General features: G+C 44.1%; 18 protein-coding genes. 12 read left to right on the plus strand and 6 right to left on the minus strand.

Annotated elements, in window-relative coordinates; all coding sequences use genetic code 11:
- The first annotated feature begins 147 nt into the window (after positions 1-147).
- The 9 genes from ACRRS0_RS09400 to purF all read left to right on the plus strand — a co-directional run bounded on the left by ACRRS0_RS09400 (position 148) and on the right by purF (position 10,681).
- A complete protein-coding gene (locus ACRRS0_RS09400; protein ID WP_432453465.1) occupies positions 148-1,260 on the plus strand; it encodes a 4-phosphoerythronate dehydrogenase in 1,113 nt (370 codons plus the stop codon).
- Between the two features lie 12 nt (positions 1,261-1,272).
- A complete protein-coding gene (locus ACRRS0_RS09405) occupies positions 1,273-2,283 on the plus strand; it encodes an Asd/ArgC dimerization domain-containing protein (protein WP_432453464.1) in 1,011 nt (336 codons plus the stop codon).
- 184 nt (positions 2,284-2,467) lie between these two features.
- On the plus strand, positions 2,468-4,735 hold the full coding sequence (locus tag ACRRS0_RS09410; RefSeq protein ID WP_432453463.1) for a FimV/HubP family polar landmark protein: 2,268 nt from the start codon (positions 2,468-2,470) through the stop codon (positions 4,733-4,735).
- A 170-nt stretch (positions 4,736-4,905) separates the two neighbouring features.
- Positions 4,906-5,694: a tRNA pseudouridine(38-40) synthase TruA gene (gene truA / locus ACRRS0_RS09415; RefSeq protein ID WP_432453462.1), complete on the plus strand. Its 789-nt coding sequence runs from the start codon at positions 4,906-4,908 to the stop codon at positions 5,692-5,694.
- 131 nt (positions 5,695-5,825) lie between these two features.
- A complete protein-coding gene (gene accD / locus ACRRS0_RS09420; RefSeq protein ID WP_432453461.1) occupies positions 5,826-6,764 on the plus strand; it encodes an acetyl-CoA carboxylase, carboxyltransferase subunit beta in 939 nt (312 codons plus the stop codon).
- A 1-nt stretch (position 6,765) separates the two neighbouring features.
- Positions 6,766-8,028 (plus strand): bifunctional tetrahydrofolate synthase/dihydrofolate synthase, encoded by a 1,263-nt coding sequence (folC, locus tag ACRRS0_RS09425; RefSeq protein ID WP_432453460.1) that lies wholly within the window; start codon positions 6,766-6,768, stop codon positions 8,026-8,028.
- Between the two features lie 13 nt (positions 8,029-8,041).
- Positions 8,042-8,575 (plus strand): SPOR domain-containing protein, encoded by a 534-nt coding sequence (locus ACRRS0_RS09430; protein ID WP_432453459.1) that lies wholly within the window; start codon positions 8,042-8,044, stop codon positions 8,573-8,575.
- Positions 8,576-8,651: 76 nt separating this feature from the next.
- Positions 8,652-9,143, plus strand: coding sequence for a CvpA family protein (locus ACRRS0_RS09435; protein ID WP_432453458.1), 492 nt, complete (start codon positions 8,652-8,654; stop codon positions 9,141-9,143).
- Positions 9,144-9,157: 14 nt separating this feature from the next.
- Positions 9,158-10,681, plus strand: coding sequence for an amidophosphoribosyltransferase (purF, locus tag ACRRS0_RS09440; RefSeq protein WP_432453457.1), 1,524 nt, complete (start codon positions 9,158-9,160; stop codon positions 10,679-10,681).
- 86 nt (positions 10,682-10,767) lie between these two features.
- Here the strand turns inward: purF and ACRRS0_RS09445 are convergent, their stop codons facing one another.
- The 5 genes from ACRRS0_RS09445 to ACRRS0_RS09465 form a co-directional block, all read right to left on the minus strand.
- Positions 10,768-11,724 carry an alpha-L-glutamate ligase-like protein gene (locus ACRRS0_RS09445; protein WP_432453456.1) on the minus strand — a complete coding sequence of 319 codons (957 nt, stop codon included), beginning with the start codon at positions 11,722-11,724 and terminating at the stop codon, positions 10,768-10,770.
- Positions 11,724-13,247 carry an inactive transglutaminase family protein gene (locus ACRRS0_RS09450; RefSeq protein ID WP_432453455.1) on the minus strand — a complete coding sequence of 508 codons (1,524 nt, stop codon included), beginning with the start codon at positions 13,245-13,247 and terminating at the stop codon, positions 11,724-11,726. The genes ACRRS0_RS09445 and ACRRS0_RS09450 overlap by 1 nt, the downstream gene beginning before the upstream one ends.
- Before the next feature lie 5 nt (positions 13,248-13,252).
- Positions 13,253-13,969 carry an ATP-dependent zinc protease family protein gene (locus ACRRS0_RS09455; protein ID WP_432453454.1) on the minus strand — a complete coding sequence of 239 codons (717 nt, stop codon included), beginning with the start codon at positions 13,967-13,969 and terminating at the stop codon, positions 13,253-13,255.
- Positions 13,970-14,040: 71 nt separating this feature from the next.
- Positions 14,041-15,015, minus strand: coding sequence for a tRNA 5-methoxyuridine(34)/uridine 5-oxyacetic acid(34) synthase CmoB (gene cmoB, locus ACRRS0_RS09460; RefSeq protein WP_432453453.1), 975 nt, complete (start codon positions 15,013-15,015; stop codon positions 14,041-14,043).
- A 124-nt stretch (positions 15,016-15,139) separates the two neighbouring features.
- Positions 15,140-15,907, minus strand: a complete 768-nt coding sequence (locus ACRRS0_RS09465) for a hypothetical protein (RefSeq protein ID WP_432453452.1) — start codon at positions 15,905-15,907, stop codon at positions 15,140-15,142.
- A gap of 78 nt (positions 15,908-15,985) precedes the next feature.
- On the opposite strand from ACRRS0_RS09465, the gene ACRRS0_RS09470 reads away from it, so the two are divergent.
- Both ACRRS0_RS09470 and ACRRS0_RS09475 read left to right on the plus strand, forming a co-directional pair.
- Positions 15,986-17,851 carry a methyl-accepting chemotaxis protein gene (locus ACRRS0_RS09470; protein WP_432453451.1) on the plus strand — a complete coding sequence of 622 codons (1,866 nt, stop codon included), beginning with the start codon at positions 15,986-15,988 and terminating at the stop codon, positions 17,849-17,851.
- Between the two features lie 278 nt (positions 17,852-18,129).
- On the plus strand, positions 18,130-18,549 hold the full coding sequence (locus ACRRS0_RS09475; protein ID WP_432453450.1) for an HIT family protein: 420 nt from the start codon (positions 18,130-18,132) through the stop codon (positions 18,547-18,549).
- Positions 18,550-18,582: 33 nt separating this feature from the next.
- Here the strand turns inward: ACRRS0_RS09475 and cmoA are convergent, their stop codons facing one another.
- Positions 18,583-19,311, minus strand: coding sequence for a carboxy-S-adenosyl-L-methionine synthase CmoA (gene cmoA, locus ACRRS0_RS09480; protein WP_432453449.1), 729 nt, complete (start codon positions 19,309-19,311; stop codon positions 18,583-18,585).
- Between the two features lie 251 nt (positions 19,312-19,562).
- Here cmoA and aspS point away from each other — a divergent pair, with 251 nt between their 5' ends.
- Positions 19,563-21,323, plus strand: coding sequence for an aspartate--tRNA ligase (gene aspS / locus ACRRS0_RS09485; protein WP_432453448.1), 1,761 nt, complete (start codon positions 19,563-19,565; stop codon positions 21,321-21,323).
- The last annotated feature ends 10 nt before the right edge of the window (positions 21,324-21,333 follow it).

Genomic DNA, 21,333 nt, shown 5'->3' on the forward strand with positions numbered 1-21,333 from the left:
GCAGGCGGCTTTTTTGTTTTTTAGATCTCTGAACTGGTATTTTTCACTAAAAAATAACGCCGTGTATCTGCAAGCTTAAAGTTCACCGAACTCTCGCTTGTGTTATATTGCTGCTATTGAAAATCGTGGATTGCAGTTGAACGCGAAATGAAAATAGTTGTAGATGAAAATATCCCCTTCGCCCAGCAAATATTAAGTCAACATGGCAAAGTTGTGCCAGTCGATGGACGGACGATGCGGGCTGAGCAGTTGCTTGATGCGGATGCGCTGCTGGTGCGCTCGGTAACCCAAGTAAATCGAAAATTGCTTGCGCAGGCGCAAAATCTGAAGTTTGTTGGCACCGCAACCATTGGTACCGAACATGTCGATCAATGCTATTTGGCGCAGCAAGGGATTGCCTTTGCTAGCGCGCCGGGCTGTAATGCCGTTGCGGTTGGTGAATATGTTATTACTGCTTTGCTGGCTGCGGCTGATTTTCGTCAGCAGCCTTTACAAGGTCAAACGATAGCGATTGTTGGCGCAGGTAATACCGGGAGCCAAGTCGCTAAATGTGCAGCTGCAGTTGGCATGCAAGTGTTGTTGTATGATCCACCTCTGGCCGACCTGGGACAGCTAAGTCACTCGGTAAGCTTTGAACAAGTGCTCGCTGCAGATATCATTAGCTTACACGTACCTTCGACTAAAACTGGCGAATATCCAAGCTACCATTTGTTTAATCAAACGGTGTTAAGTCAGCTGCAGCCTCGGCAAATTTTAGTCAATGCTTGTCGTGGAGAAGTCATCGATAACCAAGCGTTATTAGCTTTGGCCGAGCAGCAATTGGCACCATTACTTATTTTAGATGTTTGGGAAGGAGAACCAGCGGTGCTGACTCCTTTGGTTAAGCATGCATTTATCGCGACACCACATATTGCTGGCTATAGCCTTGAAGGAAAAATGCGTGGTACTAGTATGGTTTATCAGGCCATGTGTCAAGCTTTAGGCTTAAAGGTGAATGATATTAGTGACCAGCTATTGCCGTTGGCCGAGTTTAATGAGATCCGTGTTGCGGCATTATCTAGTGAGGCACAACTGACCAAACTGAGTCAGTTGGTGTACGATATTTTTGCCGACGATCGACGCTTTCGAAGTCATGGTTTAAGCCCAGAAGGCTTTGACCAATTAAGAAAACATTACCCGCAGCGCCGCGAATTTAGTGTATTGCGGGTGGTTAATCAAGAGAAGCAAGCTGAGTTAGCTCAACTTGGTTTTAATCGTTAAGAGAAAAAATAGATGCAACAGTTTCATAATGTCGCCATTATTGGCGCCGAAAGTGAGTTAAGCCAACATTTGTTGAGTGAGCTTGAACAACGTGAGTTTCCTCTGGCGCAGCTTTTTCCCATCAATGTAGAAGCTGAAGTCGAAGAAGATCGCCAGTTAAAGTGGCAAGGGCAGTCAATAGATGCGGCTGATCCGCAATTAGTGAATTGGTCAGAATTGAGTATTGCTTGGTTAATGTCTAATCAGGAATCCGCTCTCGATCTGGCTGAACAAGCCTGTCAGTTGGGTTGTATCGTGATTGATATGGTTGACGCGAAACCTGAAACTGCGACTTGGGTTCATGCAGACCTTAACCCCGAACATATTGCTGAGGGGGTCACCGAGCGTTGGTTGTCTTGTCCTTCTAGTTTGGCCGGACAGCTGTCTTTGTTGTTGCATATCATTCAGCAAGATGTCGAGCTTGAGCGGGTCGAAGTGAACGCGCTGCTTAGTGCGGCCAACAAAGGCAAAGCGGGGGTTGATGAGTTAGCGGGACAAACAGCGCGTTTGTTAAATGGTCTTCCTGTAGAAGCCAAGCTTTTCCCTCAGCAATTAGCCTTTAATATGCTACCTGAACAAGGAAATGAGCTGCTACAGGGGAGCAGTGAGTTTGAAGCTGAGTTAAGTTTGCAATGTCGCTATCTGTTGCAAGCCCCTGAATTAAGTATCAATGTTAGTGCTATGCATGTTCCAGTATTTTATGGTGATAGCTTGTCTGTGCATCTATATGCGACTTATGCTTTAGATAGACTGACTATTTGTGAATACTTGGAGCAACACTCCGCTTTTGAATTGATAGAAAACGAATTGGTGACCCCCGTTAGCAATATTGCGAATAGCGATACCATCTCGATTAGCCGTTTAAGGCAGAATTTGAGTGATGAACGTGGCTTGAATCTTTGCTTGATGGCTAATAATCCATTAGCGGGGGTGGTGAAGAATGCTGCGCAGATCGGCGAAACCTTGATAAAACAATATATTTAATTGAGTAAGCGGTTTAGATTATTGACACTGCGCCGATAACTCTAGTTGAGGAAAAGCGCAGTAAAATGGGATCTAGGCGTAAACTGTTAGCTGTTTAGCTAGATCAGCTTTTGTTAGCTGGTTATATTAAAGAGATAACAAGGATTGAGTTATTCAGTCTAAAGGATGAACACAAGGAAATACTATGGGGCGGAAGATTTCCCTCGTTGCATTGTCAGCCGTTTTATCACTGATGGTATTAAGACCTGCCATTGCCGAAGACAATGGAACCTTTTATGTCGAGTTAGTTGGCCCCGACGAAGTCGTTGGAGAGCCTGAGCCGCAAATTTATGGCCCAGTACGCAGCAACGATACCTTATGGGCGATTGCCAGCCTAAACCGGCCCTCCCGCTCAGTCAGCGTATATCAGATGATGTACGCGATCTTGAAAAAAAACCCACAAGCCTTCAATAACGGTAATATAGATTCGATTATTAATGGTAGCTTCTTAACCTTGCCTGTTGCGGCAGAGGTGGAGTCTGTTAACCATCAAATGGCGGTGAATGCATTAGCGCCAAAACCTAAACCGAAACCTGTCAAAAAGACTGTTGTTACCAATCCTACAGCTAGTTCAGCGGTTGAAAAACCTGTAATGGCCGAGTCAGTAAAGGTTAATGCAGCGGCTTTAGAGCAAACAGAGCACAATTTAGATTCCTTGCGTGACAAGTTAGAAACTCGTATCGACGAGTTAGAACAACTGAAACGTCAAGAATTTGATGTATTAAAACAGCAAATGGATGAGTCTAGCCAACAAATGATGGGTTTGGCTGAAGTCAATCATCGGATGAAGATGCGCATCCAAGAGTTAAGCGATGAATTGGCTGGTATCCGTGAAGAATTAAATGAAAACCGTAAGAATCAGACGCAAATATTACAATTATTAGAAAAGCCCAAAGTTGATGTTCTCGAGAACCAACCGGAAACCTCCTGGATGTCTGAGTTTTTCTCCTCGCCGCTGAATATTGGCTTAGTTGTCTTTATCCCTATTTTGCTCATTGCTTTAGTGATCACCTTAGTGCTTCGGCGTAAGGCTAAACGAGAGTTGGAAGAGCAAGATAAGGAAATGGCTGAGTCGACGATTTCGTTAATGGATGAAGAAGATGAATTTTCTAAGTTATTTAGTGAAAATCTAGATCCTGAAGATGAATCCTCAGATGAATTTGCGAGTGACTTTGCTGAAGAACCCGATTTAAGTGTTGAAGACGCAACATTGGTCGCCGACGAAGACTCGGATGATTTAGAGCCAGAAACAGAGGAAGCTAGTTTTGAAGATTTTGCATCCACTCAGCAGAATTTAGAAGATGAGATAGCGCTTGATGAAAGCGAAATGTCAGCTTTAGATGATTTTGAGATGGATGATTTGGTGCCTGATGATACTGATGCCCCGCTAAATACATCAGAGCCAGAGGAGGACGCCGATTCGATCATTAGTGCCGATGATTTAGCCGCGGCTTTAGCTTTGGACGATGATGAAGATCTATTTGATGTTGCCAAAAGCGAGCCACTCGATGAATCTGAAGAGATATCTTTTGAAGATGCGTTAAAGCAGCAGCAAGCAATGGAGGCGGAACTTTCAGAGGTTAGCGATCAAGATAAAATAGACCTCGATAATATTGATTTATCAGAAGACTTGGTTAATGACGAGCTAACCGAGCAGGCGAGCACTGCAGCGCCTGAAATTCAGGAAGAGTCTCCGGAAGCTGAAGTTGGATCGGAAGATGAGTTTGAAACTGAAACTGAAACTGAAACTGAAACGCCGCTCGCTACAGAGCTGGAATCTGAGTTGGTCGACTTTGATTTAGATGATGATCAAGTCGGCTTGGCAGATATAGAATTAGCAGATCCGACTATCGAAGATGAGAACGATAGTAACCAGTTTGCTGAAGCAAGCCAACCAGAAGCGCCATTAGACGTCGATTTAGCTAACTTAGAGCTTGAGAACAACGTCGTTGACATTGCTGCGGTGTCAGAGGTTTCAGCTGAGCCTGAGCAGGCTATGGATGCTGATGACGATATCGATGGGATGTTTGCTGATTTTGGTGAAGATATCTTTAAGCAAGATGCGGAACCAACGGATAGTGAGCTTCCCTCCCGTAGCGAAATCGAAGCACGCGAGTTTGTGGATATCGACATGTTGCTAAATGATGCCGATGAGCAGGAGGGTGATGATAATGATCCCTACGATAAGCCAAGTTTAGATCTGGAATTAGACTCTTTCCCAGACGTCTTACCGCAGGATGATAAGACTGATGTTGATATTAATGCAGAACTTGCTTCGAAGTTAGATTTGGCGAGAGCCTATTTAGAAATTGATGATCAAGATGGTGCGAAAAAGATTTTACAGGAAGTCATGGTCAGTGATGATCAGTCACTGAAAAAGGAAGCCGAAGACTTACTCGCTCGTTTTAGTTAGCATTAAGACCAACAATGGTTTTATACCATTGTTGGTTCAATTCTGTTCCGACCCGTCCGGCTCGATATTTACAGCATATTGTCGCTATCCCCCTTAACGTTGAATAAGCGGTGACTTTATTCAGTCATTTTTTTATTATATGCGGCTAAAGTTATTACTAGTGGAAAATTATGCGCATTGCTCTGGGCATCGAATATGATGGTGCCGGTTATTTTGGTTGGCAGCGCCAACGAGAAGTAAAATCAATTCAACAAGAATTGGAAGCCAGCTTATCGGTCGTGGCAAATACGAGTATTGGAGTACAGTGTGCAGGACGTACCGATGCTGGCGTGCATGCCACGGGGCAGGTGGTTCACTTTGATTCGCCTGTTGAGCGAAAGATGGCTGCATGGACCCTAGGTGTTAATGCCAATTTACCTAAAAATATTGCGGTACGTTGGGCCCAGCCTGTGAGTGATGAATTTCATGCTCGCTTTAGCGCAACGGCTAGGCGTTATCGGTATGTTATTTATAATAGTCGTTATCGCCCTGCGGTGTTGTCCCAAGGGTTGAGTTTCTACCATCATCCTTTAGATGTAGAATTAATGGAGCAGGCTGGACAAGCATTATTGGGTGAGCAAGACTTTACTTCATTTCGTGCGCTACAATGTCAAAGTCGTAGCCCCTGTCGTCGCTTGGAGCACTTGAAGGTGACCCGGTATAACGATTATGTTGTCGTAGACATTAAAGCGAATGCCTTTGTGCATCATATGGTGCGCAATATCGTGGGTAGCTTACTCAAAGTCGGGCAAAAAGAACGTCCCATTGAATGGATCGCTGAATTGTTGGCCCTGAAGGATCGAGCACAAGCTGCTGCAACCGCGAAAGCTGCGGGCCTATACCTGGTAAAGGTTGATTATCCGCAGCAATTTAATTTACCGGAACAAGCAATGGGGCCGTTGTTTTTGCCAGCAAGTTAAAAAAAATGTAACGTGATGAAGGGTTAGACCAGTTTTAAGTAAAACATTGTGGCTAATTGTGGTTTAATTGCGGCCATTCGATGCATTCTGTATTTTCGGCGTTTAGCGCCTATTGAGAAGTAAGGTTCCCGATGAGTTGGTTAGAGAAAATTCTTCCTAAGAGTAAAAGTGCTTCTGGTAAGCGACGTAACATACCAGAAGGTGTATGGACAAAGTGTGCTTCATGTGAGCAAACTTTGTACCGTGCAGAGGTTGAACGTAACCATAATGTATGCCCTAAATGTGATCATCACATGCGGATTGGAGCGCGTGAGCGTCTAGACGCATTTTTAGATAAAGATGGCCGCGAAGAATTAGGGGCTGATTTAGAGCCGCGTGATAAATTAAAGTTTAGAGATAGCAAAAAGTATAAAGACCGCTTAGTTGCCGCACAGCGTAATACTGATGAAACGGATGCTTTGGTGGTTATCAAGGGTGAACTCAAAGGTTTACCGGTCGTGGCCTGTGCATTTGAATTTGCATTTATGGGCGGTTCTATGGGGTCTGTGGTGGGCGCTCGCTTTGTTGTCGCGGTAGATAAATGTTTAGCGGAAAACCGCGCTTTAATTTGCTTTTCAGCAAGCGGTGGCGCTAGGATGCAAGAAGCGTTGTTTTCGCTGATGCAAATGGCAAAAACTGCAGCTGCCTTAGCAAAAATGAGAGAACAAGGTTTACCTTATTTTTCGGTGCTCACCGACCCTACCATGGGCGGCGTCTCAGCAAGTTTTGCGATGTTAGGTGATATTAACATTGCTGAGCCTAAAGCCTTAATTGGCTTCGCTGGGCCTCGAGTGATTGAACAAACTGTTCGAGAAAAATTACCCGAAGGTTTCCAACGCAGTGAGTTCCTGCTCGAGAAAGGAGCCATCGATATTATTATTGATCGGCGGAATATGCGGGACCGAATCGCGAGCATGGCTTCTAAAATGATGGGGATCGTAGAAAATGAGGTGGCTGTTGAAGTGGTCATCGACACCATCGAAGCCAATGAAGACGCCGTGTTTGCCGAACCGGCCAACGAAAAAGATTAATATGCCAGTTACAACTGAACCATCAAGCCGGTCTCTTGCAGACTGGCTTTGTTATTTGGAAAATCAGCACCATAGTGCCATTGACTTGGGCTTGGAGCGAGTTGAAAAAGTCGCTAAACAGGGTGGTTTGTGTCACGTCAATGCGACGGTTATCACAGTTGCGGGGACGAATGGGAAAGGCTCCAGTTGTGCGTTGTTAGAACAAATATTGTTGTCTCAGGGTTTTCGAGTTGGGGTTTATAGTTCTCCACATATTATTGATTATCGAGAACGGGTTCGAATTAATGGCAACTCACCCGAGGCCGAAGTATTTTGTCGCTCCTTCGCTGCCATTGAGCAGTTACGAGGTGATACTAGTTTAAGTTATTTTGAATTTGGTACCTTGGCCGCAGTGTGGTTATTGGCTCAGTCTCAACTCGATTATTTGATCCTAGAGGTTGGATTGGGAGGGCGTTTAGATGCGACGAATATTGTTGAGCCCGATGTGAGTGTTGTAACCACAGTGGCAATGGATCATATTGATTGGCTAGGTGATGATTTAGCCCAGATTGGTCGAGAAAAGGCTGGGATCTTCCGCCCAAAAGGGAAGGTGGTGATCGGTGATGAAGATATCGTCAGTAGTGTATTGCAATGTTCTGAATCGCTCAACTGCCAGCAGTTGGCTGCGGGTCGAGAATATCATGTCGTGAAGTCCGCTAATAGTTGGAGTTATCAAGGAGAGACACTTTGTTATCAGGAGCTACCTTATCCATTGCTACCTTTAAGCAATGCGGCGACGGTGTTGGCAGTTCTTGAACAGCTGGGCTTAAATATCGACCCCTTGCTTATTCAGCAGGCGATTAGTGAGTGGCGTTTAGCGGGGCGTTTACAAACGATTTCGCAACAGCCTCTGATTGTTGCAGATGTCGCCCATAATCCCCAGTCGGCCACTTATTTAGCATCACAGTTACCTAAATTGGCGCAGGGTCGTAAGGTGTTCGCTTTATGCGCGATGCTTTCTGATAAGGATATTGCTGCATCGGTAGCACCTTTGTTAAGTTTGGTTGAATGCTGGTATATCAGTGGTCTGGAAGGTGCTCGAGGCGATGATGGTACGAGTTTGGCAGCATGCTTAGCGCCTCCAATTAAGCAGCAGCGCTTTACATCGCTGACCGAAGCTTACCAGTCTGCTCGGCGCAGTTTGGATGAACACTCAATGTTAATTGTATTTGGTTCTTTTTTTACGGTTGCAGAGGTATTAGAATTCTCTTCAGCCCCTACTTAGCAGAGAGTCTATTTTGACTGCACAGTTTAAGAATCGCCTCGTGGGCACCATTATTTTGGTAGCTTTGGGGGTGATCATAATTCCTGATATTCTTGATGGGAAAAAAACGAGGGTAGAGGAAGAGTTTAATGCGATCCCCTTTGCGCCGACCGTAAACTCTTTGCCGCCGTTGCTTATTGAACTCGAGAATGAGCAAACCTTAGTCGAATCGTCTGACCAGATAGAGGCTAAATCTAGGGAACAACAAGTCACAGATAAACCTTCTGTTAGTGAAGTTGTCCCTAAGGTTAAATTTGAAAAACCAGCCTATATTGTTCAGCTAGGTACTTTTAAGAATGCCCAAAACGTGCTGCGTTTAGTGACTAAGTTACGCGATGCAGGTTTTCAGGCTCATTCTTTCCCGGAGCCAGCGGTTGAAGGGGAGTTGAATCGGGTATTTGTTGGACCCAACGTGTCGAAACCGACCTTGGCGCAGCAACAAAAAAAATTGAAAGAGCTGACGGGCTTGAGTGGTTCAATTCGCCAGTTTGACCCTTTATTTAAATGAAGATAAAAAAATACATAGACGCATTTGTTTTTGTTTCTGGTAGAATTCGCAGCGTTTTTCAACAAGTAGAAAATTTATGACTTGGGTAGACTACGTCATTCTTGGCGTAATAGTATTATCAGCATTAATCAGCTTGGTTCGTGGCTTTATCAAGGAAGCGCTTTCCTTAGTTTCTTGGGTCGCTGCGTTTTTTATCGCCAGTCAGTTTTATCATGATTTATCTAGTTATTTCACGCTTATCGAAAACCCCTATTATCGCAGTGGTTTAGCCATTGTTTTGCTATTCGTGGCCACCTTAGTGCTTGGCGCATTAGTGAATTACTTATTCAGTCATCTCGTCACTTCCACCGGACTAACTGGGACCGATAGGGTCTTGGGTATTTGTTTTGGTGCAATTCGCGGTGTTTTGGTGGTAAGCGCTTTGCTCTTTGTGTTGTCGTTTACCGGATTTCCAGAATCACTTTGGTGGAAGGGCTCAATATTGATCCCTGAGTTCACCGTGATTGTTCAATGGTTTTTTGAATTTTTAAAAGATTCTTCTAGTTTTTTGCATAACTACCAATCTTAATAAGGAAAAGCTTCATGTGTGGTATTGTCGGTATTGTCGGTGCTAGTCCCGTTAACCAAGCCATTTACGATGCACTAACCGTGTTACAACATCGAGGTCAAGACGCCGCGGGGATTGTGACGATTACCGAAGGAATGTTTAAGCAACGTAAAGCCAACGGATTGGTCAGAGATGTGTTTGAAGTCAAACATATGCAGCGTTTACGCGGTAATTTGGGTATTGGTCACGTGCGTTATCCAACTGCGGGTAGTTCTAGTGCTGCAGAAGCTCAGCCATTTTATGTGAACTCTCCTTTTGGCTTAGCCTTAGCGCATAATGGTAATTTAACCAACGCCAAAGAGTTACGAGAAGAAATGGCACAAAGTGCGCGTCGCCATATTAATACGACTTCGGATTCTGAAGTATTGTTAAATGTGTTGGCCCATGAGTTAGACAACATCGTTCAAGACGAACTTTGTGAAAAACAAGTTTTTCGAGCCATTAGTGCAGTACACAAGAAAGTCCGTGGTGCATATGCGGTTGCGGCCTTAATTATCGGTCAGGGTATGGTCGCTTTTCGTGATCCTCATGGGATCCGCCCTTTGGTCTTGGGTCAAAAAGTTAGTGATGTTGATGCAAATAAGATGGAATATATGGTTGCATCTGAGAGTGTTGCTCTAGATGCTGTGGGTTTTGAGTTTGTCCGTAGTGTCGCTCCTGGTGAAGCGCTGTATGTAACCGAAGCGGGTCAACTCTATACTCAGCAATGTGCAGAGAACCCTAGCTACAATCCTTGTATTTTTGAATATGTCTATTTTGCGCGACCAGATTCGACGATTGATAAAATCTCAGTTTATGGTGCTCGAGTGAACATGGGAACTAAGTTGGGAGAAAAAATTAGCCGAGAGTGGGACGATTTGGATATCGATGTGGTGATCCCAATCCCTGAAACTTCTTGTGATACCGCCTTGCAGATTGCGATGCATTTAAATCTCCCTTATCGTCAAGGTTTTGTAAAAAACCGCTATATTGGTCGTACTTTTATTATGCCAGGCCAAGTTCAGCGTCGTAAATCGGTACGTCGCAAGCTCAACGCAATTGACGTGGAATTTAAAGGTAAAAACGTATTGTTGGTTGATGACTCGATCGTGCGTGGTACAACCTCGGAGCAAATTATCGAAATGGCCCGAGAAGCTGGCGCGAATAAGGTGTATTTTGCATCAGCCTCACCAGAGATCCGCTTCCCTAACGTTTATGGGATTGATATGCCTTCGGCTAATGAGTTGGTGGCCCATGGACGTGAAGTTGATGAAATTTGTCAGCTAATAGGGGCTGATGGGCTCATCTTCCAAGATCTCGATGACTTAATTGAAGCCTGTCGACAAAGTAATCCTGAAATTCATAATTTTGAGACCTCGGTATTTAATGGTAAGTACGTCACCAATGATATTGACCAAGACTATTTGAATTACCTCGATCAGCTACGAAATAACGACTCTAAAGCGTTACAAGCAGAAGAAGATGTCGTTAGCTTAGAAATCCATAACGAAGATAGTTAAGCAGACTGGAAACAGCTGTTGATTGCTACTGTGATAAAAAAAGCACCTTGTTTGGTGCTTTTTTTAAGTACAGGTATTAAATAAACTTAGCGCGAGAAATGCTGTTTACTAAATTCAACACGTTCTATGGCGGAACGTTTGAGACCTTGTTTGGCTTGTTCTTCAACCAGCTTCAAACGAGGTAAAATGCCTTCACCGTTGGCGATTTGGATGGCTAAGCCTGGGCGAGCATTCAGCTCGAGCAACATCGGTCCATCAGACTTATCTAGAACCATATCCGTTCCCAAGTAACCCATTCCAGACATTTCGTAGCAGCTGGATGCCAGTTCTAGCAAGCGTTGCCAATGAGGAACTATCAGCTCTTTTAAGGGCCGATCGGTATCGGGGTGGACTTCGACTGGGCGATCAAACTGTACTGCGTGCAAGGCGCGACCGCTGCCTATATCGATACCGACGCCTACGGCACCTTGGTGTAAGTTGGCTTTGCCATCGGAAGCGGCAGTTGATAGGCGCATCATAGCCATCACAGGGTAGCCCTGAAAAACGATGACTCGTACATCGGGGACGCCTTCAAAACTAAAGCCTTCAAAACAGGAATCAAACTCGATTAAGGCTTCAATTACCGCTACATCTGGGCTACCTCCTAAGGAAAATAAGCCTGCCAGGATGTTTGAGCAGTGTCGTTTTATATCTTCATCATGGCTAGGAGCTCCACTGGGCTTATAAAACACCCCAGATTTTTGTTTGGTGATCACCAAAATACCTTTGCCACCAGAGCCTTTAGCAGGCTTGATGACAAATCCTGAGTGTTTGCGTAACATCGGAATAATGGAGCGAATATCATGTTGGGTACGTACTACACCAATCAGAGCAGGGATGGTGACGTTATCCCGCTGAGCGATAATTTTGGTCTTAAGTTTGTTGTCCACCAGCGGAAAAAGTTTACGTGGATTATAACGGCTAATATATCCGGTATTTCGCTGGTTCATGCCCATAATACCTTTACGAGCAAGGGCAAATGGACTGCAAAATTGATTAAACATCAGTCCTCCCTATCAGCCAATGGTTTGAAGCGACGTAATTCCAATAAGCGATATCCAGTGTAATTTCCTAAAATGAGGATAATGCCAAGAACGATAAATTGAATACCCATGAAGTTAAAGGTTAAGTGGCGTACATATTCGTTGTTCATTGCTAGGAACGCGAGTACCGCAACTAATAAGCTCCCACCGCCTTGTAGTACAACTTCTTTAGGACCTTCTTCTTCCCATAACACCGACATCCGTTCAATCGTCCAAGATAAAATAATCATTGGGAAGAAGGTGATTTTTAAACCTTCGGTCAATCCAACTTTAAAACTAATCACACTAAATATTGAAATAATACCAATCACGGTAATAATGACCGCCGATATTCGCGAGACCAGCAGTAGGTTAAGGTGAGATAAATACCCGCGGATGATTAAACCAGTCCCAACTACCAATAAAAAGCCGATTAAACCGGTGATTAATGAGGTTTGCATAAAGGCCATTGCAATCAGTACGGGCATAAAAGTACCCGAGGTCTTTAAACCGACTAAAACTCGAAGCAATACCACAATCAGCACCCCAATTGGGATTAATAAAATCCCCTTAAATAGGGCTTGTTCTTCCAAGGGTAAGCTGTCGATAGAGAAATTAAGGAAATCAGCCTCGCTAATTTTCGGTGCAACTGCAGATTGAGCGCTTTGTTCAACCAGCAACATCGAAAAGCTGACCCGCGAATTTTGCGCTCCGATGACTTCTAGTAAGCTGTTACCGTTATACTCCCACAATAAAGTATTCTCGGGACGACCTTGGGTCCCAGTGTTTAAGTCGAATATTTGCCAATTATTTTCGTCTTTAAATACCTGGATGTATTCGGTAATTGTTTGCCTGCGTCGCCCATCTTCGAGATGCAAGCCCCTTACAATTCGTGCAGGGACATCGGCATTATTTAACAAATCTACAATTAGGCGATTTTTGGGTTTGTAATCTAAGATGAGGCCAGTATTTTGGTTGCTACTGGCTGCGTCGATAGTCAGCGCTTTGATGAGTTCTCGTGCAAAGCTATAAGCATCTGCAGAGACTTCTTTTGCCTGCTTTGCTAAATGGTTAGCCGCGGTAAAGTAGGGTTCGGGATACTCGGTAAATAGAGTCTCGGGCATTTGACTTTGGTAGGTATCACCAGCCTTTGGATCCACTAAGAAGTCTACTTTGTAATACATTTCTTGATGACCGTTGGCTTGTCGCTTGGTCCAGATCGCGCGAGGGTTGTTTTGCTCATTCACAAAAGACAAGCCGTAAGCTAATGAAGCCGTTGATTCATGGATCCGAGTGTAACCTTGCTGAGTTTGAGGTAGGGCTAGTACGGCTTCAACGCTATCGCCTTTAGCATCAAACTCAACCTTTGCTTCAATTGACCATATTTGGCGTTTCTCTCCTGGAAACCAAGGTACTTCAAAGCTGATATGTCGATAGAAGGTCATGCTGATCCCTAGCAGCATACACAGAGTGACGATGAGGTAAAAAATATGACGAGAACTCATGTAAGTTAATCCTTAAAAGTCGGCTTTGGCTGGCTAAACTTGTGACTGATATCAACGACTGAAATGTCTTTCAAGAAGCTTCGTCCAAGTAATACCGGATAACTTAGATGAGAGCGATCGCTTAGGGTAAACTGCACTTTTTCGGAAATTGGCCCCAGTTTGACTAACATCGATACAACGGGGCGTTTCTCAGCGCTATTGCTGGACGATTGAATCACTTCTGCAGTTCTAATTACTGGACGCTCAATCATGATATCTTGTTTAATTGTGTCATGGCGAAGGTTGAAACGAACCCAGTTTTTCCCATCACGTTCAAATTTTACGATATCGACAGCATTGAGAGAGGAAGTTGCAGCGCCAGTGTCGATCCGCGCTTGAAAGGCCATTTTTTGATGCTCGAGGCTGACCCATTCTGTTTCACCGATTACAGTTTTATTACCCAGTTGGTAGCGACTGATATTGCTGCAACTTGGTTTTGTTTGGGGTTCGCTGATAATTACCGGAGCGGGGGTGATCTCGGAAACTTTTTGTTCGAGTTGTTTAAAATGTTGCTCTTGCTTCAACAATTGACCATTGATGGCTTCACATTGGCTTAATATCGTGGTTTGTTGCTGACTGAGCTGGCTTAACTGTTGTGTTAGTTGTTCAGCTTGTTGGTTCGGTTGCTGAATCGCACAAGCGGTGAGAGCGAGTGAAAATGAAATTACGGAAAGCTTTTTCATAGTTTGAATCCGTCGAATAAAGTAAAAATGACAGTCTAATTATTGCTTTTAGCATAGTCTAACAGCTGTTATTAGTCTGGATTAATGGCAATTAAAACAGCACGTTTGGGGGCTGGTAAGCCTTCCACTGTTCTCGTTTTGTCGCTTGGGTCTAGGTAGTCGTTTAAAGACTCATGAGTCATCCAAGGTGTGCTGCGTTGCTCATCGGTGGAGGTGATGTCGATATCGACAATACGCACGTCGACAAAGCCGACTTTTTCCAACCAAAGTTTTAATGCAGCAGTACTCGGTAAAAACCAAACATTCGGCATCTTGCCATAACGACCGGCGGGAACTAGCACTTGTTGTTCATCACCATCGATCACCAAGGTTTCAAGAACTAACTCTCCTCCAGGTTGGAGTTGTTCTTTCAGCTGGATTAGATGATCCATTGGCGAACGACGGTGGTAGAGTACTCCCATCGAGAATACAGTATCGAAGGCCTTTAATTTAGGTAGCTCTTGGATCCCCAATGGCAGCAGGTGAATGCGTTGATCGCGGTTGGCAAAATTACGAATGGCTTCAAATTGCATCAAAAATAAAGTCGAAGGGTCGATCCCAACGACAAATTCAGCGCCATCCCCCAACATTCGCCACATGTGGTAGCCACTGCCGCAGCCTACATCGAGAACATAGCGGTGCTGAAGCGGGGATATGTGCTTGCGCAGACGTTCCCATTTCCAGTCTGAGCGCCATTCGGTGTCAATATGAATACCGTAGATATTGAAGGGTCCTTTGCGCCAAGGATGAAAGTGGCGTAATAGACTCTCAATTTTTTTTCGTTCGCCCGGTTGGATATCTTCTGCTTTACCGATACTGACTTGGCTTGTTAGATCAATATCAGAGCTGGTTAATGTCGGGAGCTTATTGAGTACTCGCTGCCAGCGAGGAAAATCGCCGTGGGCATGTTCATTTTGCCAATCACCTAACTGGGCAGGGAGCGTATATAACCAATGCTTGAGGCGGTTTTTAGCGATAATTTGGTAGAAGTCAGAAAAATCTATCATGGAGGACAAAGGCTTGATACTGCTTAATTATTTAGTCGGTAATTATAGCAAGTTTTAGCTCAATCGGGCGAGAATTGAGCCTATAAAAGTCGATGATTTATGGTTTTTATCAATCTTTGTTTGTTTATTGCGCTAAGTCTATTTTAATCCAAGCCAATCGATTTGATTTTTGATCTCCGATATAGCCGCTATCACACACTGGGATATCCTTACTCGCAATCAGCTGTTGTCCAAATTGATGTACTTTAAAGTGCTGGGCTTTGAGCCGAGCCAAGTCGGATTGCCTAAATGCTTGTTCACTGGACACAAATAACAAGAGCGGACTGCGTTGTTGAATAAAATCATCCATCAATAGGGTTGTGAGCTGTTGTGGATGACTTAACAAGGCGCTCGCACTAGCCCAAGTTTGTTTATTAATTCGCATTAAAGCCAGGTAAGGACGAGGAGATAATGAACTCTGATTGGAGCGATAGGCTGTAAACCATTCAAAATCGCTAGTTTGCCAAAAATAACTGAGTCTGGTATTCGGTGATTTTGTATTGTTTTGGCTGATGTTTTTATTTGGTAATAAGAAATCGTTATAGGTTTTGCTTTGTCCGTCGATACTTAGCTGGGGAAAACGATTGACCAAGGTGCTGTCATCGATTAAGGCTTTTGTTTCGGTATTTTCATTTCTCAATTGTTGTAACTGCGACTCGTAAGTACTACTGATTGTTATGGCGGCACGAGAGCAGTCATTTGTCAGTAACGAGTCGTAGTCTAAGTGACTTATTTCTACGGCCGCTCCAACAGGAGAAATACAGCAAATCAGGGCTGTTAAAAGTAGTTTTCTGCTAAAGTTATTCATAAATCGAGATAATTTGTAAACGTAAGTAAAGACCAACATTAACATAAATTTGCCTCTTGGTTGTTGGCTTTATATGTTCATTCTATAGATAAGACTGCTAGGTTCGTAAAAGGAAAAACAATAATGGGTAATTTGTCAATTAAGCAGCGCCTGATATTAACGGTGCTGATATTACTAGCGGTATTAAGTGGTTTTCAAGCTTGGTTTCAGGCTAGAAATTTATCAGAGGAAACTCGAGCCGATATTGCGAGTGATGCCAAGCAGTTGGCTCAGGCTGCCAGTGACCAAGTGAGCTTATGGTTTGACTCTAAATTGGCGGTTGCGAAAGCGATGTCGGTCAAACCGAGTTCTAAAGAGTTTTTGTCCTATTTGGTTCAAGCGAAGCAAAGTGGTGATTTCCTATATTTTTACTTTGGCAGTGAGCAAGGTGAAATGACGATGAATGACCCGAATGACACTTTACCCGAGGGTTACGATCCTCGTACCAGACCTTGGTATAAAGGTGCGCAGAGTAACGGATCATATATTTCTGAACCTTATGTTGATGTCACTTCGGGGACGATGGTGATCTCGGTTGCTCAGAGAGTCGCTGGGGGGGTATATGCGGGCGACTTGAGTTTAGATGTGGTCACTCAGCGAGTGCTTAATTTAGCTAATAAACAAGTTTATCCGGTCATTGTGAATACCCAAGGCTCAATCATTATTCATTCGGATAAAAACTTGGTTCTTAAGAATGTCTCAGAACTTTCTGCAGATATGAATGCGAACTTTTTGGCTCAGGAAGCACGTAATGCGCACATGAGCGAGTTGCAGGTTAATGGGAAAGACAGTTTTGTTAGTGTGACGACAATTAGTGGCACCGATTGGTACTTATTATTTGTTTATGATAAACAGCAAGCGATGGCGCCAGTTGTCGATATGGTGAAAAGTTCGGTCATATTTGCAGTGGTTTTATTTGTCCTTGTGGCTTTGGTTATGTTTAAGGTAATTACCGTCATGTTGAAGCCAATCCAAGTCCTCGGGGACGCTATCCAAGATCTTTCTTCTGGCGATGGTGATTTAACCAAGCGTATTAACTTACAACGTAGTGATGAAATTGGTGCACTTGCCGAGGGCGTTGATCGGTTCATTGAGCAGTTACATGACTTAATGATAGAGATTTCTGAGGACGCTGATCATCTGCAACGAGCAGCGGCCTTAACCAGTAAGTCAACCGCTGAGTCGAATACCCAAATTGAGCGTCAGCAGGGTGAGGTGACCCAAGTGGCTACTGCGGTCAACGAGATGGCTGCGACGGCCAATGAAGTGGCAAATAATGCGGAGCAAACGGCCGAAGCGGCTCGACAATCAGCCGATTCTTGTGCACAAGGTAAAGTTTTGATCGGTCGTAATCAGCAGCAAGTCAATAGTTTGGCTGGGCAGTTGGATGGTGCTGCAGATACCGTTCAAGAGTTGGAACGAAACACCAAAGAAATTAGTGATATTTTAACCACGATCCAAGGTATTGCCGAGCAAACCAACTTACTTGCGTTGAATGCTGCTATCGAAGCCGCGCGAGCCGGTGAGCAAGGTCGAGGATTTGCGGTTGTTGCTGATGAAGTTCGTCATCTATCTCAACGAACTCAAAGCTCTACTGAAGAAATTAAAGCGATGTTGGAGCGTTTACAAAGTAACACCCAAAGCACCGTACAAACCATGGACGAAAGTCAGCAGTTAGTCAGAATTAGTGTTGAGGAAGCAACCAAAGCTGCAGAAATGCTAGAAAATATCACCAGCTCGATTACTCATATTAGTGATATGGCGACCCAGATTTCTAGTGCTGCCGAAGAGCAGCGGGCGGTTACTGAAGAAGTTGGGCGAAATACTCAAGGGATCCAAGATGCTTCCCTTGAGTTAGCCGAACAAGCTTCCGGAAGCTCTAAACGTGCGACAGAGTTGGATGCTATTGCCGACAAGTTGCACAAAGAAGTGAGTGCTTTCAAAATCTAAGCTTATAGTGGCTTATTGAGTATGAATGCTGATGAAAAACCGATCAATGCGTCGGTTTTTTTATTGATCATGTGACCCTTTGCGTCTGTAGAACGTTGATGGTCAATTGTTGTCATTCTTCCTTGCGTTAAAGGCCAAACCAGCTGTGGTGCGAATATTTTTTACTCGTTGAAATGAATTGTTCACTGATGAATTTGGTATTGCTCTTAGTGGCTGTGTCATAATGCACTTGCTAGCAAGCAGTAATAATGTGACAAAAATTTTAAGGAATCGAGTTGATGAGTTACGACGATAATAATATTTTTGCGAAAATAATTCGCGGAGAAATGGATTGTTTAAAAGTCTACGAAGACCAACATACTTTGGCATTTATGGATATCATGCCACAAGCCGACGGACACACATTAGTATTACCTAAAGAGTCCGCAGAAACACTGTTTGAGCTTTCAGATGAAGGCGCTGCTGCGACCATCAAAACAGTTAAAAAAGTAGCCTCGGCGGTTAAGCAAGTGATGCAGGCTGAAGGCATCAGCCTCGTCCAGTTTAATGGAGAGGCAGCAGGGCAGACTGTGCCGCATTTACATTTTCATATTATTCCTGGCTCACTCTCGGCGGCACGTAGTCACGCACGAACGGTGGTTGATAGTGACACTCTTAAACCTATTGCGGAAAAAATTGCGGCTTTGCTCGCCAATTAATAGTATGAGAGGGAGCGGGCGGGTGACGCTCGCCTATTTAATCGCGACTAAAGAACCAAAGTTAAAACATTGGAACCACAACTCACTGGCACTAAAGCCTGCGTCTTTAAAGCGTTGTTTGTGTTGAGCAATGGTATCAGGGACTAAGACATTGTCTAAAGAACTGCGCTTTTGGCTAATTTCTAACTCGCTGTAGCCATTTGCGCGTTTAAAATCTATGTGTAATTCGCTAATTAGTTCTTGTACTGCTGGCTCCGCAAAAAGAAACTTTTCACTCAGTACCAATAAACCACCTTTCAGCATACCTTGATAAATTTTTTTGAGCAGCGTTAAACGTTGCTCGGGCGCAATAAATTGCAGGGTGAAGTTAAGCACTACCATTGATGCGTTGCTGATCTCAACATCGTTGATGTCTTCACAGATAACACTGACCGAAGTCTCGGCGCGAAATGCATCTAAGTGTTTCTGGCAGCGTTCGACCATTGCTGGTGAGTTGTCTACTGCGATAATATTTACATTTTTTTGCGTCACGGCACGCCGCATCGCCAGGCTAGCCGCCCCCAACGAACAGCCTAGATCATAGATATTGCTATTGGCTTGATGAAATTGACCACAGAGGTGGCCTATGGTTGAGATAATGTTGCTGTAACCCGGTACCGAGCGTTGGATCATATCAGGGAAAACTTCAGCGACTTGTTCGTCGAAGCGAAATTCTCCAAGTTGGGTTATGGGTTGTGAAAATAGTTTATCTTTGCCTTGCATGGCGGCTTCTCGTACCAGTAATAATGAAAAGATGGCTTAAAGCATCACTTGGCGCGCATTGTAACCAGCTAATCGTGGCTTGTCTTTGTCAAATATAGCTTTTAGTAAAGATTTATTACGGTCTATCTATTCTTATTTACGGCAGATTTCCTTTATACTATCGCCTTTTCTCTCGGTGACAGTTAATTTTGTAGCTGTTATTGGAGTAGAATACTCGCTGAATTTTTAAAACGTAAAACGGGAAAGGCCAAATGCGCACTGTTTACTGTGGACAAGTCACCAAAGAGTTAGTTGAACAAGAAATAAATTTAGTCGGTTGGGTTAACCGTCGTCGTGATTTGGGTGGTGTTATCTTTATTGATTTGCGCGACCGAGAAGGCATTGTACAAGTCGTCTTTGATCCAGATCGTGCTGCGGTGTTCGATACAGCGAATAGCTTGCGGAATGAGTTTTGTGTGCGTTTAAAAGGTCGTGTTCGTGCTCGCCCTAATAGCCAAATTAATCCAGATATGACAACTGGTGAAATAGAATTGTTAGGTTTGGAGTTAGAAGTATTAAACCGTTCTGCGCCATTACCTCTGGATAGTAATCAAGATAATTCAGAAGAACAACGTCTTAAATATCGTTACTTGGATTTACGTCGTCCAGAGATGACTCAACGGATGATGTTCCGTGCAAAAGTCACCGGTTTTGTGCGTCGCTTCATGGAAGAGCATGGCTTCTTAGACATTGAAACCCCTATTTTGACTAAAGCTACGCCTGAAGGTGCGCGTGATTACTTGGTTCCCAGTCGAACTCATAAAGGACAGTTTTTTGCGTTGCCTCAGTCTCCGCAAATCTTTAAGCAATTACTGATGATGTCCGGCATGGATCGTTATTATCAAATCGTTAAATGTTTCCGCGATGAAGATTTACGCGCTGACCGCCAACCTGAATTCACCCAGATTGATATCGAGACTTCATTTATGACTTCGGATGAAGTTATGGCGGTTACGGAGCAAATGGTCCGTGAATTATTTATTGCGATGTTAGGTGTCGATCTCGGTAAGTTTCCAAAGATGACCTATGCCGAAGCGATGCGTTTATACGGCTCAGATAAACCTGATTTACGTAATCCGATGCAACTGGTTGATGTAGCTGACTTACTACAAGAGGTTGAGTTTAAAGTATTTTCTGGCCCCGCAAATGATGAAAAAGGTCGAGTTGCGGTATTACGAGTCCCGGGAGGCGCTTCGCTCTCACGTAAGCAAATTGATGATTATGGTAAGTATGTTGGGATCTACGGCGCGAAAGGCTTAGCGTGGATGAAGGTTAATGATCTTGCTGCTGGTATCGGGGGTTTGCAATCACCGATCCTTAAGTTTTTAACGGAAGATGTTGCCAAGGCCATTGTTGAGCGCTGTAAGGCACAAGATGGCGATTTAATCTTATTTGGTGCTGATAAGGCAACCATTGTTTCCGAGGCGATGGGGGCTTTGCGTCTTAAAGTTGGCGAAGATTTAGGTCTAGTCAGTGATCAATGGAAACCGCTATGGGTGGTCGATTTCCCAATGTTTGAAGAAGTTGACGGTCAATTCCATGCGATTCATCACCCGTTTACCGCGCCTGTTGTAGGCGTGAGTGCTGAACAGCTGGCCCAAAGCCCAGCGGGTGTATTATCGAACGCTTATGATATGGTGCTCAATGGTTGTGAACTTGGCGGCGGTAGTGTTCGTATTCATAAACAGGATATGCAAGCAGCGGCCTTCAAGGTGTTAGGCATAAGCGATGAAGAGGCCCAAGAAAAATTTGGCTTCTTATTAGAAGCGTTACAATACGGCGCTCCACCGCATGCTGGCTTAGCTTTTGGTTTGGATCGTTTGTTGATGTTGATGACAGGAGCCAGTTCGATCCGTGATGTTATGGCATTTCCAAAGACCACGACTGCGGCATGCCCTCTCACTAGTGCTCCGAGTGCCGCTAACCCATTGGCTTTGGCTGAGTTGGCTTTGAGTATCAACAAACCCGCTTAGCAGAGTGGTG

Origin of the sequence: Agarivorans sp. QJM3NY_29, from assembly GCF_050870835.2 — a bacterium.
GTDB lineage: Bacteria > Pseudomonadota > Gammaproteobacteria > Enterobacterales > Celerinatantimonadaceae > Agarivorans.

Coding starts and splice junctions, on each gene's coding strand:
- ACRRS0_RS09400 (WP_432453465.1), top strand. CDS start 148: ATGAAAATAGTTGTAGATGAAAATATCCCCTTCGCCCAGCAAATATTA.
- ACRRS0_RS09405 (WP_432453464.1), top strand. CDS start 1,273: ATGCAACAGTTTCATAATGTCGCCATTATTGGCGCCGAAAGTGAGTTA.
- ACRRS0_RS09410 (WP_432453463.1), top strand. CDS start 2,468: ATGGGGCGGAAGATTTCCCTCGTTGCATTGTCAGCCGTTTTATCACTG.
- truA (WP_432453462.1), top strand. CDS start 4,906: ATGCGCATTGCTCTGGGCATCGAATATGATGGTGCCGGTTATTTTGGT.
- accD (WP_432453461.1), top strand. CDS start 5,826: ATGAGTTGGTTAGAGAAAATTCTTCCTAAGAGTAAAAGTGCTTCTGGT.
- folC (WP_432453460.1), top strand. CDS start 6,766: ATGCCAGTTACAACTGAACCATCAAGCCGGTCTCTTGCAGACTGGCTT.
- ACRRS0_RS09435 (WP_432453458.1), top strand. CDS start 8,652: ATGACTTGGGTAGACTACGTCATTCTTGGCGTAATAGTATTATCAGCA.
- purF (WP_432453457.1), top strand. CDS start 9,158: ATGTGTGGTATTGTCGGTATTGTCGGTGCTAGTCCCGTTAACCAAGCC.
- ACRRS0_RS09445 (WP_432453456.1), bottom strand. CDS start 11,724: ATGTTTAATCAATTTTGCAGTCCATTTGCCCTTGCTCGTAAAGGTATT.
- ACRRS0_RS09450 (WP_432453455.1), bottom strand. CDS start 13,247: ATGAGTTCTCGTCATATTTTTTACCTCATCGTCACTCTGTGTATGCTG.
- ACRRS0_RS09455 (WP_432453454.1), bottom strand. CDS start 13,969: ATGAAAAAGCTTTCCGTAATTTCATTTTCACTCGCTCTCACCGCTTGT.
- cmoB (WP_432453453.1), bottom strand. CDS start 15,015: ATGATAGATTTTTCTGACTTCTACCAAATTATCGCTAAAAACCGCCTC.
- ACRRS0_RS09465 (WP_432453452.1), bottom strand. CDS start 15,907: ATGTTAATGTTGGTCTTTACTTACGTTTACAAATTATCTCGATTTATG.
- ACRRS0_RS09470 (WP_432453451.1), top strand. CDS start 15,986: ATGGGTAATTTGTCAATTAAGCAGCGCCTGATATTAACGGTGCTGATA.
- ACRRS0_RS09475 (WP_432453450.1), top strand. CDS start 18,130: ATGAGTTACGACGATAATAATATTTTTGCGAAAATAATTCGCGGAGAA.
- cmoA (WP_432453449.1), bottom strand. CDS start 19,311: ATGCAAGGCAAAGATAAACTATTTTCACAACCCATAACCCAACTTGGA.
- aspS (WP_432453448.1), top strand. CDS start 19,563: ATGCGCACTGTTTACTGTGGACAAGTCACCAAAGAGTTAGTTGAACAA.